The sequence below is a fragment of the Spartinivicinus poritis genome (assembly GCF_028858535.1).
GTDB lineage: Bacteria > Pseudomonadota > Gammaproteobacteria > Pseudomonadales > Zooshikellaceae > Spartinivicinus > Spartinivicinus poritis.
The window spans coordinates 1-14,274 of record NZ_JAPMOU010000054.1 but is presented as its reverse complement, the minus strand read 5'-3'; the positions used below and the strand labels follow the sequence as shown (position 1 = coordinate 14,274).

Genomic DNA, 14,274 nt, shown 5'->3' with positions numbered 1-14,274 from the left:
AAGCGCAGTAGTTTTGCGACAGCCTCTAATGGAAGTAATCAGCTGTTATTTAATGCCTTATGAAAAATCAAAAACAAGCCACTATTTATGGATTATCTGCTGTATTACTTTGGTCTACGGTAGCTACTGCTTTTAAAGTCAGCTTGCAACATTTTAGTCCATTGCAATTACTGTTTTACTCCAGCCTTTGCTGTATTATTTTACTGACTGCTATTTTAGGGTGGCAAGGCAAGCTTAAGCAGGTTTTTCACTGTATCAAAGCGGCACCCACTCACTATTTATTGCTGGGGGCAATGAACCCTTTTATCTATTACCTATTGCTACTTCAAGGCTATGACTTACTCCCAGCCCAACAGGCACAGCCCATTAATTACACCTGGGCTATTACGTTAACCCTATTATCCATTCCCATTCTAAAGCAAAAAATTTCTTTTTTAGAGTTATTAGCCTGTTTAGTCAGCTATTTAGGTGTATTGGTGATTTCTACCAAAGGCGAGTTGCTCAGTTTAAATTTTTCTAACCCACTTGGGGTGTTATTTTTATTGGCCAGCACCCTCTTCTGGGCTTTATATTGGTTATTGAATACCAAACAAAACCACGACCCTGTTGTCAGCTTATTAGCCTGTTTTTTAATGGGCTTCCCTTTACTCATCATGAGTACTGCCACATTTGCTGACTTTACTATCCCCCACTGGCATGGTTTTGCCGGGGCTCTTTATATTGGTCTATTCGAAATGGGGTTTAGTTTTATTTTATGGCTGAATGCCATGAGGCTTGCTGAAAACACTGCAAAAATCAGTAATTTAATCTTTTTAGCACCCTTTACTTCACTGATTTTTATTCATTATTTACTGGGCGAAACTATACACCCTGCCACCTACGTTGGGTTGGTATTAATTATTACAGGCATTGTATTACAGCAACGGTTAAGTCATCGCTCAGCAAACATTAAAGGAGAAAAGGGGACTGTTAGTTAACTAATGGGGGCCTCTAGCTCAAAAGCTGGCAATAGGGAGTGATAGGGTATTCTGTAGCTGTGACATGAGGCCTCTTGTGCAGCGAAAGAATATTCTATTGCTCCATATTATACACTCTATTTATCAATCACTTTCGTGGCTCTTAATGTGATTAGTAATAATATCACTAATTGTTTGATACAGCCCCTGTGGTATATCGTGCCCCATACCTGGAATCGTCACTAACTTAGCCCCAGATATTAACTGTTTTAGCTGAAGACTTGCTTTTACCGAAATCAATGGGTCTGCCATACCGTGAATAATTTGTGTTGGCAGGGTTACTTCACGGGTCCATTTAATCAATGAGCCAGTTGCTAAAATCGCATGGGTTTGACGCACCATGCCAGCGGGTCGAAAATCTCGATCAAAGCATTGTTCCAATAATTGCCGCAGCATATTTGGATCCGTTGGATAAGCAGGACTACCAATGGTTTCCCACATAGCTTGTTGATGATCAACCACTCGTTGTTTATTTCGCCCCGCTAATTTTCTGGCAAAAACAAACTTAATCAGTCGTGGATCAGGGGTAGGTAAATTTGGGTGGTTGGTAGATGTCATTAATAACGTTAAGCTTTCCAGCTTATCTGGGTGCTTGGCGGCCAATAGCTGGCCAATCATCCCACCCATCGACACCCCCACTAAATGCACATCAGTTAATTTCAGTGCATTCATTAAGGCTAAAGTATCCTCAGCCATATCATGCAAATTGTAATGGGCTTTGGGCAAGCTCCCTAACCGGTACTTAAAATAGCTCAACGGCAAATTAATCGGCATCTGCCGCTTTACACTACTGGAGCCACCAACATCACGGTTATCAAACCGAACCACGCGAAAGCCTTGCTTCACTAACAGAGCAACAAACGGATCAGGCCACATCCACATCTGGCAAGATAGCCCCATCACTAATAACATCACAGGCTTGTCACTTTCCCCCCAGGACTCATAAGCCAATTCAACGCCATTGGCCTGCACAGTTCCGGCGGTAAGAGGAATATCAGCAGAATATCCCATTATCTCATACCTATTCACCGACGATTTCTAATATTAAGAAAGTTGCACTCGTAGCAACACCAAAAGTTGTTAGGTAAAATAGCCCGCTTTTTAACTATTAATATAAATTATTAGCTGTTGAGAGATAACTGATTATGTCAAATCCTAAAGTTGGATTTGTAAGCTTAGGCTGCCCAAAGGCCTTGGTAGACTCAGAACGCATTCTGACCCAGCTGCGGACAGATGGCTATGAAATTGTACCCACCTACCAAGATGCCGATGTAGTAGTGGTCAATACCTGTGGTTTTATTGATGAAGCCAAAGCGGAATCATTAGAGGCCATTGGTGAAGCCATTGATGCTAATGGCAAAGTGATTGTAACGGGCTGCATGGGAAAAAATGCAGAGCAAATCACATCCATTCACCCCCAGGTATTAAGTGTCACCGGCCCCCAACAGTATGAAGAAGTCGTGGGTGCTGTCCACGAATATGTGCCACCCGCAATAGAACACGATCCTTACCTTGATTTAGTACCCCCGCAAGGTATCAAGCTAACCCCACGCCATTATGCCTATTTAAAAATCTCAGAAGGCTGTAACCACAGCTGCACCTTCTGCATTATTCCTTCTTTGCGAGGCAAATTAGTTAGTCGCCCAGTGGGAGAAGTAATGGATGAGGCAGAAAGACTGGTCAAAGCGGGCGTTAATGAGCTATTAGTTATTTCCCAAGACACCAGCGCCTATGGTGTCGATATCAAATACCGCACTGGCTTCTGGCAAGGCCGCCCCATGAAGTCAAAAATGCTCGATTTGTGCAAAGGCTTAGGATCGTTAGGTGCCTGGGTAAGGTTACATTATGTGTACCCCTACCCCCACGTAGATGAAATCATTCCTTCAATGGAAGAGGGAATTATTCTGCCTTATCTGGATATTCCTTTCCAACATGCCAGCCCAACTGTGCTAAAAACGATGAAACGCCCTGCCCATGCTGAAAACACATTAAATAGAGTTAAAGCCTGGCGTAGCATCTGCCCAGATATCACCCTAAGAAGTACATTTATTGTCGGCTTTCCAGGCGAAACAGAACAAGATTTTGAGCTAATGCTCGGCTGGTTGGAAGAAGCGCAATTAGACCGGGTGGGTTGCTTTAAATACTCGCCAGTAGAAGGCGCCAAAGCCAATGAACTACCAGGTGCTGTACCAGAAGAAGTGAAGCAAGAACGTTGGGAACAGTTTATGGCAACCCAGCAGAAAATTAGCGCCAACAAACTTCAGCAAAAAGTCGGTAAGGCAGTTGAAGTAATTATTGATGAGGTAGGTGATGATGGAGCCGCCGGCCGAACCAAAGCCGATGCCCCTGAAATTGACGGGAAAATTTATTTAGAAGGTGCCACTCACTTACAGCCAGGGCAGTTGGTTAAGGCAGTAGTGGAGGAAGCCGATGAATACGATATGTGGGGGCATCTTCTTCACGAATAGTATACAAAAAGGCCAGCTACTGCTGGCCTTTTTGTTCCAAGCTCACAACCTTTTCTACAGTGACTTTTTTATTTTGGTTATACAACAAGTCCACAATATTTTTTTCAGGTTTGTAACCGGTCACCGCTTTTAACAACAGGTGACGTACATTGGTATAGTCATACTCCTTTAATGACTGTTCAATCTCACCTAGCAGTTCTGCTAATGACTCCCATGGCAGCATTTCCTCATGAGCACGCATAATCATCGAGTGTTCCGTAGGAGTATTGTTTTCACCAATTAACAGCTCTTCATACAGTTTTTCACCCGGCCTCAAGCCAGTAAACTGAATTTCAATATCCCCTTCAGGGCTTTCCTCATTTTTAACTGTTAACCCTGAAAGATTAATTATTTTCTCAGCCAGATCAACAATTTTAACTGGCTCCCCCATATTCAAAACAAACACATCACCTCCTTGTCCCATGGCTCCTGCTTGAATCACCAACTGGGAGGCTTCAGGTATCGTCATAAAGTAACGGGTAATATTGGGGTGTGTAACCGTAATAGGGCCGCCCTCTGCCACCTGTTCCCGAAACTTAGGAATAACTGAGCCCGATGATCCTAATACATTACCAAAACGCACCATAGTAAAGCGGGTTTCATTATGAAAAGCACAATGGTTAACTAAGCCAAATACATTATTTTTATTTAAATAAAGCGTTGACTCTTCACTAAGTGCTTGCAACACCATTTCTGCCAAGCGCTTACTAGCACCCATAACATTAGTGGGCCTAACCGCTTTATCAGTCGAAATCAGCACAAAGTGTTTTACTTTACCAATAATCGCTGCTTGTGCAGTAAGTAAGGTACCAAATACATTATTACGAATTCCCTCCGCAATATTTTGCTCAACAATAGGCACATGCTTATAGGCTGCTGCATGATATAGGGTATCGACATGATAAGAGCTGATCGTATTGAGCAAATGCTTGGCATTGGTGACTGAGCCAAGCAAAGGAATGATTTCAACAACATAGCTCACTTGTTGTACAATCTGCTCCAGCTCTTTATGAATACTGTATAAGTTGTATTCCGAGTGCTCAAACAAAATGATACTTTTAGGTTGATTCTGCACAATCTGCCGACAAAGCTCTGAACCAATGGAGCCGCCTGCCCCTGTAACCATCACCACCTTGTTTTTAATACAGCGTTCTAAAAGCGCTTCTTCAGGTTGAACAGAGTCTCTTCCTAATACATCCGCTATCTCGACTTCACGAATATCCGCTACTTTCACCTTACCCATCGCTAGCTCAGAAATACTGGGTACTGTTCTAACATGCAGGGGGTATTGTTCCAAAGACTCTAAAATTTCCTTTTTCTGTGAGCGAGACAAAGAAGGCATCGCCAGCAGTATTTCTCTTGCCCCGGTCTCCTCAATCATTTGGCCAATATGCTTAGGTGTATAGACCCGTTTACCTGCAATCAAACGATTAGCAATCGAACGATCGTTATCTACAAATGCTACCGGCATTAACTCATGACCACGCTCTAACGCCCCCAGCAACTCAAAGCCAGCCTCACCCGCACCATAAATAGCCACTGGGCGCTTACTTAAATTTTGCGCCCGAGATATTCGCAATAAATGAGCACTCTCCTGAGGAACCAACCATAATCTAATAGCCCAGCGAATCCCGCCAATTGCCAGCATACACAGCGCCCAGTAATTTAACACCACTGAGCGCGGCACCACCGCCGCTTCTCGATGCCAGTAAATCAACAAAGACAACACCAGGGTAGATAAGGTAATCGCTTTAAACACTGCTAAAAAAGCATCGCGCCCCATATAGCGAAGCACAGCACGGTAAAGCCCAAGCCTGATAAAAATTGGTAAAGACACTAGCGGTGCGACGATAAACAGCCAGGAAAAATCAGCACCAATCGGGTTAATTAGCTGATCTGTGCCCAAGCGAACAAAGAAGGCAAGCCAAAGACAAAGCCAGGTGAGAACAACATCTGTTGTAACACTTAGTACTCTTTTTTGCCGCCGAGTCAGTTCTAGTAGAAAGTTTTTAATTTTCATTGCCATTCTAAGAAAAGGCTTAGTGAAGAACATAACTTAAAAATAAAGTAGCAGATAGAAACATATCCAAGTATTTGCAACAAGCTTAAACTTGTATGGAATTAGGACATAATTTATAGGAATGCAATTTATGAAGTAAACGACTAAACAATCATTTTCGTTTTAGAAATGATAACGTAAATATAAAAGTAGGATTAAATTAATGTTTCAAAAGTTTGAGGTCGATGAAAGTAATCTTGCCAGCGCAGTTTGTGTATCCTGCTCCGGAGTCCATTCAACTGTTTCAGTCGTATACTCAACATTCACTTCCAAATTACCTAAAACACGTTCCATTTGATCTTTTTTTCCTAAACAGAAACCCACTAGCTTCAGAATAAATTGAGGTATTTTAATAAAACGAGCTTTCACCCCAAGTCCTTTAGCAATTGCATTCACCAATTCCACAGTGGAAATTGGTTTATTATCTGCAGCCAAAAACACTTGATTAGCTGCGTTAGGGTGCATAACACAAAGCCATATTAGATTACAAAGAGCATCAAGTGAACATAGACTCCGCTTATTTTTCACTGCTCCCAATGGTAGCGGTATTCTTCTTTTTACCAGTTTTAATAAAGACGATAAGTTGCCTTTCATTCCCTCTCCATAAATTAGTGAGGGACGTATAACAACTACTTCAAGAGTAGAGTTTTTGGCTATTTTGAATAAGCATTCCTCTGCAGACTTCTTAGAACAACCATAAGTGTCATCAGGTGAAGGTATATCACTAGCAGTAAATGGATGATTAGTTGACTCACCGTTTACTTTAATACTACTTAAAAATACGAAACGCTTTACTCCTGACTGAGCTGCAGCTTCAGCAAGTTTACATGTATACTCAACATTCGCTTTATAATAAGCTGCTTCTATATCAAACCCTGAGTCTCTCATCACATGAGCACGACCAGCCAAGTGAATAACTACATCAATATTTTGAAGGTGCTTTACCAGTTGATCCTGAACAGTTATCTGCCCGTTATCACAGTATAAATTAATGGTTTTATGACAACCATTAATTTTAGTTTCAGATCGACTAGCTCCCACTATTAAGTTAACCTGCTCTTTTCGGCTAAGAAAATTACAAAGGGATTGGCCAACAAAACCAGTGGCACCCGTTATTAGGATATTCATAAGTAAACCAAATTATCAAGCCCTACTAAATCAACTTCCAACCATACTTATTAAAGAAAGTTATCATTGACCGGGCAAAATATTTGATGTGCTTAGGGCCTTTTTTGCCAGCTCCTCCACCATAATGAGTGACTACTACTTCGGGGTGATAAATAACGCGGCCCATTTTTCTTGCACGAATTGATAAATCAAAATCTTCAAAGTACATGAAATAATGTCTGTCAAATCCACCAAGTTCTTTTAAGACTGATGAACGAAACAGCATAAAGCATCCACTTATAATATTAACATCAGCAACATTATTACTTAAAACAACTAGGTGGTTCTCGTAATTAGCTAACCTTTTATTGAAAAATCTATTAAGTTTTTTGATATTTAAGAACCTAAGTAATAAAACAAGTAATGATGGGTATGATTTGATACCAGACTCTAAAGCACCTTTTTCATTCAGTATTTTGGGTGAAATAAGTACAACATCATTGTTATTACTAAAATATTCAAAAGCTACTTTCAATGCTCCTTGATGAATAATCACATCAGGGTTAAGCACCAAGCTATAATCATAACCAATCGCATTAATAGCCAAGTTATTGCCTAAACCATATCCTAAATTACCTTGCCCTTGAATAATCCTTATATCAAATTTTTTATTTATATTGGAATATTTACGACATAAACTTTCATTTAATGATGTATCACAGTAGTTATCAACAATAACTATTGAAGCAAAAAGTATTTTGGATTCGTTTATTGCTTCAGTAAGCGAGTCAATTACCTTTTCTATTAAGTCCCAGGGTTGTTTGAAAACAACAAGGGAAACAAGTAGTTTCATATAGCATGCCTAAGATAAGCTTTTGATACAATACCTATATATCTTATAGACAGTAAAAAATATAATAAATGATTAGAAGATCCTTATGAGAAGTATTTTTTTAAGCCTAGTACAGGTTTTTCAATGGCATGCCATGAGAAAATTGATAATAATAACGTTAAAAATGCTGAAATTATTAGTGCATATTTAAATGTAAAACTTTCGTTTGCAATAAGAAAGTAAATCACAAGCTGTTGTATGGGAAAAGAAAATATATAAATTCCATAGGAATAGTCGCCAAACTTATTAAAATATAACACCTTCCCTTTTACAGCAAAGACAAAATAAAGTATTACATAACCCAATAACAATGGATATAAAATTCTCACAAAACTATTATTAAAGAAGAAAACTAAAAAAAACATCGCGACAACAAATAAATATAGGTTTAATTTAATTTTTTCAGCGAACAAATAATACAATACTCCAGAAAAAAACATAACAAAAAATTTTAAATAAATTTTAAAAGATCCATCTAAGTTAAAAACTCCAATATGATTGAGTATATATATAAAAAAAATAAACAAACAAATAGAGCTTACTTTATCTTTACTTTCCGTAACCCCGAAAAAATAAAAAAAGCCAATCAATATATACATGTGAACTTCACCTGGAAGTGTCCACAAAGAGCCGTTAACAGCATTAGGATAAGGATTATCAGTAAACACTTCAGGGAGATAATATTGAATAACTCCATCAAATAAAAAGATGTTGTTTACAAAGTAACTCCAGACCTCAGTACTTGTAAAATAATCTAAACTATTTAATGATGAACTCAATCCACCAACCACAACTATAGAAAATAACAGAGCAATAATCAGTGCTGGAAATACCCTTAATATTCTTGACATAGTAAAACTAATTAAATTACGCCGTAACACTAAACTCTTATATACTAAATAGCCACTGGTAAAAAAAAATGCATCAACAGCTATACTACTAACTGAAAAACTAAATATCTTTTCAATTGGATCTGCAGTATGTGGCACGCCAAAGGATAAATCAAACATATGACGATATAAAACAGCAAATGCAGCGACAAATCTAACAAAGTTAAAGTTATTATTTCTATTTAATGATGCGACTTCTAAATTCATCAAGTATCTCTCTTCTCTTTTTTATAGCCATACTATATGCATTGTTAAGTTGTTTTTGTCGTTCATACCGTATAGTTGATTCACTAGGGGTCCTAAATAAAGATGTTGTTTTTTTAACCAGCTTAAAATCCCCATATAAACTATATTTTATCCAAAGCAACCAGTCTTCAAGGTATTCTACATTTTCATCAAAACCACCTGACTCCTTAAATAAATTTGTTTTAAACATTATCGATTGAATTGGAATATAATTTTCTTCATATAATTTATTTTTATCATATTCTTGAATAAAACGACTATTCATTTGATAAAATTTCTCAATATATCCACCTTCAAAAAACTCTGTTCCAACCTCCCATGCTAAGCTATAGGCTGCAACAATATTTGCACAGTTTTCAAGAGTGTTAACAAGAACCTCTACATGATCTGAAAACAACAAATCATCATCATCCAAAAAAACTGCGTATTTACCTCTTGCATTTTCTAATCCTTTATTACCAGCAAATGAGCGCCCCAGCTTGGGTAATGGAATATATTTTACAAGATGACTTTCCCCTAGAGTAGATTTAATATCTTTTATTGTTTGTTTTACAGTATCTCCACCATCCTCTACAATTATATGTTCAATATTATCATAAGTTTGGTTATATACAGACTGAGCACATTGTTTTAATAAATAATCCCGTCCTTTATAAGTTCTAGTAATAATCGAAACAAGTGGTTTATCAGCACCTTCACCTAATGTATTTTCGCATAAATTATAAAACGCCCCCTCTCTATTGAGTGCATAGTCAAAATAGTAAAAAGGGAAGCTTTCATTAACTATTTTTCTTCTGGACTGGTAAAATCTAGGAGTCAAAAAAATCATTTTTGTTACATTACCAAAAGCAAGAGATCTACTACCTTTAAAATTTGCACCCCTAATTATGATCAATATCTGAAGAACCAAACCTATTAACTTATCCTTAACATGACCATAGCGTAGCCGAATAAGATAGTTAGATAATAAGCTACCTGAGAACTGTAATGGCTTTATTATATTAATTTCATCATATGTATAATGGTATACAACAGCAGAAGGAATATATCTTAATTTAAATCCTAAACTTCGAAGTCTATAAGAAAACTCAACATCTTCTCCATACATAAATATATTTTTATCATAGCCACCAGCAACATTATATGCACGCCTAGATAATAAAACACATGCATGTGAACACCAAGGTGTTTCCAGTGTTACAGGGTCATAAAACTTTGGATGCTCATATGGTTTTTGTCTTAACTCCCAGCATGCTATATCTGAGCTATTTACCTGATCAGCTAACGCACTCCTAATAACATTAATAATAGCATCTTTTTCAAATTTTAGATCTAAGTTACTGACCAAGACTAAGTCACTTAGAGAATCTTTAATAGCTAAATCATGCCCAGCACCAAATCCATTATTAATTGATTTAAGCACAGTTATTTTTGAAAATATATCTATATATCTTTCACTAATTTGATATAATTTATTGAGAGATTCATCAGTTGACCCATTATCTACAAAAATCATGCTTATTTTATCTAATGGATATTTTTGAAGTAATAGGCTATTTATATAATCGTCAATCCATTGAGAATTATTATAGACAACAACTGTAATATCTATATGTGGCAAATCAGAATAATTAGTTACTTCTGAAGATGCAATACTTACTCCCCCACTTCTATTTTTAGAAAACTTTTCGATTAATATTAAATTATCCTTAGAAAAAGGCAGCTCTTTAATTTTTTTTTTAAACACAAAGAATTTACTAGCCATGTAACATAATGGCTTATATAACTTAGTTTTCCTTATAATAGTTTTTAAGTGAACTAAATAACGTGGGTAGTTTGAAATTATACTTCTAATTTTCCTTAATGGTTTTGTTATTTTAAAGCTATTTGATGATAACAATATTGCTAATCTATTATTTGATTTTATAAGCTGTTTATTAAGAGTATTTATATCATTTTCTAAATGAGCTATATAGCTAACAGCTTCACTAAACGATTCGTCATTTTTAAAAAATTCAAATGCTCTTTCTATAGGATAGTCATATAAACTGCCTTCATTGGCTTTTACTTGAGTATCAGAAGCAATAATAATTGAAAAAATAGGCCTATATAAGCCATTTAGCTTTATATCTTCCTTATTTTCCAAATTAATATTAACAAAATTAGTAACCTTATCTTCTGGTAAAATAATTGAACCTACTGTTACTCTTTGTTCAAAGCATACTTGATATTTAAAGAAATTTTTAACTAAGTTTTTAAACTCATCTTTATACAGTTCCTTAATATGGTAAATATTAGAATTACCATTTCTATCACTACATTCTGCCTTATCAGGAGAAGATATAATTAGTATACCATCAGGTTTTAAAACTCTTTTAAGCTCTCTCATCATATCCAAGTGTTGATCATGATGCTCAATTGTTTCAAAACTTACTACAACATCAACACAGCAAGATGGTAAAGGTATCCTTGTACAATCCCCCTCAATAAATTCTAAATTTTTATTTTGATATTTATTTTTTGCATGAGAAATAGAGTCTTTATCTATGTCGACTCCAAATATTTTTTTTGCTACTTTTGATACCAAATAACTTCCATATCCCTCACCACTAGCAATATCTAAGACAGTCTTATTTTCACAATGTTTTAATACATAAAAATATCGATGCCAATGCTCTAAATTAATGATACCTTCAAGTTCAGTAACAAATCTTTCACCTGTAGAATTTAATAACTGGATTTCTTTATTCATAAGAACTTTCCATTGAAGAAGCATGTAGCTTTATTGACTGCATTGGAATACCTACTAAGCCTGAACTAATACTTGAGGAATGAGATTTAAATATGATAGCATCATGGATCCAGTGGTGTTGCTGATGACTTGACTGATCCCCATCAGCAATAGCAACAGAAATACTATAATCACCTGCTGGCAATATTGGCATGTTAAAAGCAAATTCACTGGAAAATAAGTCATTTTCCTTTAAAGATACACTTTTATTTATATACGCTAAGTATGTATTGTCACCAAAGATATGTTGCCCAAGCTTATCTTTTACACAAAAGCCAATAATTGGTTTTGAAATATTAATCAATGACTTTCCTTCAATATATAAAATTACTTGCTCTCCTCCAATAGTCCAACAAATATTTTCTTTATCTGATGTTAACAACATTACATCAGTAATAACGGCTCCTTTACAACCAAAAGACTTACTTTCATCATTAAAAGAAAAAATTTCTAAGTCATTCCTTAGGTTGCTTGTTATCAGCAACTTTCTTCTTATATCATAAGTAGTTTCGGATTTTATACCAAGCTTACTTCTGTAATCTTTACTATTTACCTCATTACTTTTTTCGTTAGTGTTACTACTATTATAAAGCTCAGCTAAATAGTCGTTTGAGATAGACTTGGGGTCACCTATTTTTTTTACTATCCCGTTATCTATCCAAACTGCCTTATTACATAGATTTATCACTGAATTAATATCATGACTAACAAATAATATTGTTCTTCCTTTTTTTATAAATTCACGAATGAATCGCATGCATTTTTGTATAAAAAAAGCATCACCTACTGCAAGGGCTTCATCAATAATTAATATATCAGCATCTACATGAGCAATTACTGAAAATGCTAGTCTAACATACATACCACTTGAATATGTCTTTACAGGTTGATTGATAAAGTCACCTATATCTGCAAATTCAATAATTCTATTTATTTTTTTTTCAATCTGCTTATTAGTCAATCCTAATATGGATGCGTAAAAGTAAATATTTTCTATTCCTGTATATTCAGGGTTAAAACCAACACCTAGTTCAAGCAATGCAGCAACTTTCCCACTAACAACAACATTTCCTTCTGTTGAGGGTAATGTTCCACAAATAATTTGCAATAATGTAGACTTACCACACCCATTTTTCCCTAAAATTCCAACTATTTCTCCTTTTTTTACTTCAAATGATACTGACTTTAAAGCAGTATAAACTTCATAATATTTTTTTGTGCCAATTTTAAAAAGACTGAAGAAATTAGAAAAAAGCATTTCTTTTAATTTATCTTCAGGTTTTTTATATACTTTATAGTCTTTAGCTAAGTTTTCAATTTTAATTGCTATAGAGTCACATAACATCTGCAAAACCCTTCTTTAATTTTTTAAAAATCTTAAAGGATAAACTTGCTGCAAAAAACAAAACCAAAGTAAAAAACAATAATAGCTGTATATTAGGAGGATTACCCCATATTATTATATCTCTATAAACCTCTATCAGATAAGTCAATGGGTTAATATACATAAATATTTGTAAACTTGGTGGTAAAATTTCAACAGAATAAAATATGGGTGAGATAAACATTAACAACGAAGTAATCAGTGGCAATACCTGTTTTATATCTTTTACATATACTGAAATGGATGAAATAATCCAACATAGACTTAATCCAATAAACAACATTAAGATATAAAATAAGATTACAAAATATATTGTGCCACTTAAAAAACCATCATTAATCACAACAACAGCAAGTGTTATCAATATAGTATTTATACTTAAACTTATAAAAGGATATCCAAGCATTGATACAGGAATAATCTCAAGAGGAAAAACTACTTTGTTAACTAGATTTTTATTACTAACAATAGCATCTGAAGATCTATTTAGACACTCAGCAACAAAGCTATGAACTATAATTCCAGAATAGATAATGATCGCGTACATACCTTTGCTTTCATCTTCTATTCCTCCCCATTTAGCTTTAAAAACAACTGTAAAAAAAGTTGCATAAACTGAAAGCATTATTAATGGAGTAATAACTGCCCATAAAAACCCCAATAAAGACCCTTTATAACGACTTTCAATATCTCTTTTAACAAGCTTTTTTAATAAGCCCCTATTATTTTTCAAATAAATTATATATTTCATAACTTCATTGCATCAACAAATAGTAAACCACTCATATCTTTATGCGATAACTGAGGAGCATTAACCAAAATTGGTGTTGGCCAGTCAACACCAATACTTGGATCATTCCAAATGATAGATATCTCTGCTTCAGGATTATAATAATCAGTACATTTATAAACAAATTCAGCTTCATCAGATGTCACATAAAACCCATGAGCAAAGCCTTCTGGAATCCAAAGTTGTCGCTTATTTTCTGCCGAAAGATATACACCAACCCATTGCCCAAATGTTGGTGATTTTTTTCTGATATCCACAACTACATCATATACTTCACCAGAAATAACACGAACTAACTTTCCTTGAGTATTCTCTGTTTGATAATGCAGGCCTCGAAGAATACCCTTTTTTGATTTAGAGTGGTTATCCTGCACGAAAGTAGTCGGCTTTCCTGTAACTAATTCCTCAAATTTCTTTTGTTGCCAAGTTTCCATAAAGAAACCACGCTCATCACCAAATACAGTTGGCTCAATAATTTTCACATTTGGAATTTTGGTATCTATTACTTTCATAAAATTACCTAATTATCATCATGCCTAAGCTATATTTAGTAGCTTACCTGGTAGCGGAGGTGTTCTCAGCGCTACAAATG

The 14,274-nt window shown here is 35.5% G+C and carries 11 protein-coding genes; 2 read left to right on the top strand and 9 right to left on the bottom strand.

The features are described 5' to 3' along the window. Positions 1 to 59 precede the first annotated feature (59 nt). Positions 60 to 977 (top strand): DMT family transporter, encoded by a 918-nt coding sequence (locus ORQ98_RS24685; protein WP_274691491.1) that lies wholly within the window; start codon positions 60 to 62, stop codon positions 975 to 977. 123 nt (positions 978 to 1,100) lie between these two features. Here the strand turns inward: ORQ98_RS24685 and ORQ98_RS24680 are convergent, their stop codons facing one another. Beyond that, on the bottom strand, positions 1,101 to 2,027 hold the full coding sequence (locus ORQ98_RS24680; protein WP_274691490.1) for an alpha/beta fold hydrolase: 927 nt from the start codon (positions 2,025 to 2,027) through the stop codon (positions 1,101 to 1,103). 134 nt (positions 2,028 to 2,161) lie between these two features. Here ORQ98_RS24680 and rimO point away from each other — a divergent pair, with 134 nt between their 5' ends. Further along, positions 2,162 to 3,484 (top strand): 30S ribosomal protein S12 methylthiotransferase RimO, encoded by a 1,323-nt coding sequence (rimO, locus tag ORQ98_RS24675; protein WP_274691489.1) that lies wholly within the window; start codon positions 2,162 to 2,164, stop codon positions 3,482 to 3,484. Between the two features lie 16 nt (positions 3,485 to 3,500). Here rimO and ORQ98_RS24670 read toward each other — a convergent pair whose 3' ends face one another. The 8 genes from ORQ98_RS24670 to rfbC form a co-directional block, all read right to left on the bottom strand. After that, complete coding sequence (locus ORQ98_RS24670) at positions 3,501 to 5,543, bottom strand: polysaccharide biosynthesis protein (RefSeq protein ID WP_274691488.1); 2,043 nt, start codon at positions 5,541 to 5,543, stop codon at positions 3,501 to 3,503. A 207-nt stretch (positions 5,544 to 5,750) separates the two neighbouring features. Continuing rightward, the gene (locus ORQ98_RS24665) at positions 5,751 to 6,710 is read right to left on the bottom strand and encodes an NAD-dependent epimerase/dehydratase family protein (protein ID WP_274691487.1); all 960 of its coding nucleotides are present in this window, start codon (positions 6,708 to 6,710) and stop codon (positions 5,751 to 5,753) included. A gap of 25 nt (positions 6,711 to 6,735) precedes the next feature. Further along, positions 6,736 to 7,542 (bottom strand): glycosyltransferase, encoded by an 807-nt coding sequence (locus ORQ98_RS24660; protein WP_274691486.1) that lies wholly within the window; start codon positions 7,540 to 7,542, stop codon positions 6,736 to 6,738. An 83-nt stretch (positions 7,543 to 7,625) separates the two neighbouring features. Further along, the gene (locus tag ORQ98_RS24655) at positions 7,626 to 8,678 is read right to left on the bottom strand and encodes an acyltransferase family protein (protein ID WP_274691485.1); all 1,053 of its coding nucleotides are present in this window, start codon (positions 8,676 to 8,678) and stop codon (positions 7,626 to 7,628) included. Next, positions 8,650 to 11,469 carry a glycosyltransferase gene (locus tag ORQ98_RS24650; RefSeq protein ID WP_274691484.1) on the bottom strand — a complete coding sequence of 940 codons (2,820 nt, stop codon included), beginning with the start codon at positions 11,467 to 11,469 and terminating at the stop codon, positions 8,650 to 8,652. The genes ORQ98_RS24655 and ORQ98_RS24650 overlap by 29 nt, the downstream gene beginning before the upstream one ends. Beyond that, positions 11,462 to 12,853, bottom strand: coding sequence for an ABC transporter ATP-binding protein (locus ORQ98_RS24645; protein WP_274691483.1), 1,392 nt, complete (start codon positions 12,851 to 12,853; stop codon positions 11,462 to 11,464). Before ORQ98_RS24645 ends, ORQ98_RS24650 begins: the two co-directional genes overlap by 8 nt. After that, complete coding sequence (locus ORQ98_RS24640) at positions 12,843 to 13,643, bottom strand: ABC transporter permease (RefSeq protein WP_274691482.1); 801 nt, start codon at positions 13,641 to 13,643, stop codon at positions 12,843 to 12,845. The genes ORQ98_RS24645 and ORQ98_RS24640 overlap by 11 nt, the downstream gene beginning before the upstream one ends. Next, positions 13,640 to 14,194, bottom strand: a complete 555-nt coding sequence (rfbC, locus tag ORQ98_RS24635) for a dTDP-4-dehydrorhamnose 3,5-epimerase (protein WP_274691481.1) — start codon at positions 14,192 to 14,194, stop codon at positions 13,640 to 13,642. Before rfbC ends, ORQ98_RS24640 begins: the two co-directional genes overlap by 4 nt. Positions 14,195 to 14,274 lie beyond the last annotated feature (80 nt).

What these genes read in the sequence shown, in the direction of transcription:
- ORQ98_RS24685 (WP_274691491.1), top strand. Translation starts at nt 60, where the DNA reads ATGAAAAATCAAAAACAAGCCACTATTTATGGATTATCTGCTGTATTA.
- ORQ98_RS24680 (WP_274691490.1), bottom strand. Translation starts at nt 2,027, where the DNA reads ATGGGATATTCTGCTGATATTCCTCTTACCGCCGGAACTGTGCAGGCC.
- rimO (WP_274691489.1), top strand. Translation starts at nt 2,162, where the DNA reads ATGTCAAATCCTAAAGTTGGATTTGTAAGCTTAGGCTGCCCAAAGGCC.
- ORQ98_RS24670 (WP_274691488.1), bottom strand. Translation starts at nt 5,543, where the DNA reads ATGAAAATTAAAAACTTTCTACTAGAACTGACTCGGCGGCAAAAAAGA.
- ORQ98_RS24665 (WP_274691487.1), bottom strand. Translation starts at nt 6,710, where the DNA reads ATGAATATCCTAATAACGGGTGCCACTGGTTTTGTTGGCCAATCCCTT.
- ORQ98_RS24660 (WP_274691486.1), bottom strand. Translation starts at nt 7,542, where the DNA reads ATGAAACTACTTGTTTCCCTTGTTGTTTTCAAACAACCCTGGGACTTA.
- ORQ98_RS24655 (WP_274691485.1), bottom strand. Translation starts at nt 8,678, where the DNA reads ATGAATTTAGAAGTCGCATCATTAAATAGAAATAATAACTTTAACTTT.
- ORQ98_RS24650 (WP_274691484.1), bottom strand. Translation starts at nt 11,469, where the DNA reads ATGAATAAAGAAATCCAGTTATTAAATTCTACAGGTGAAAGATTTGTT.
- ORQ98_RS24645 (WP_274691483.1), bottom strand. Translation starts at nt 12,853, where the DNA reads ATGTTATGTGACTCTATAGCAATTAAAATTGAAAACTTAGCTAAAGAC.
- ORQ98_RS24640 (WP_274691482.1), bottom strand. Translation starts at nt 13,643, where the DNA reads ATGAAATATATAATTTATTTGAAAAATAATAGGGGCTTATTAAAAAAG.
- rfbC (WP_274691481.1), bottom strand. Translation starts at nt 14,194, where the DNA reads ATGAAAGTAATAGATACCAAAATTCCAAATGTGAAAATTATTGAGCCA.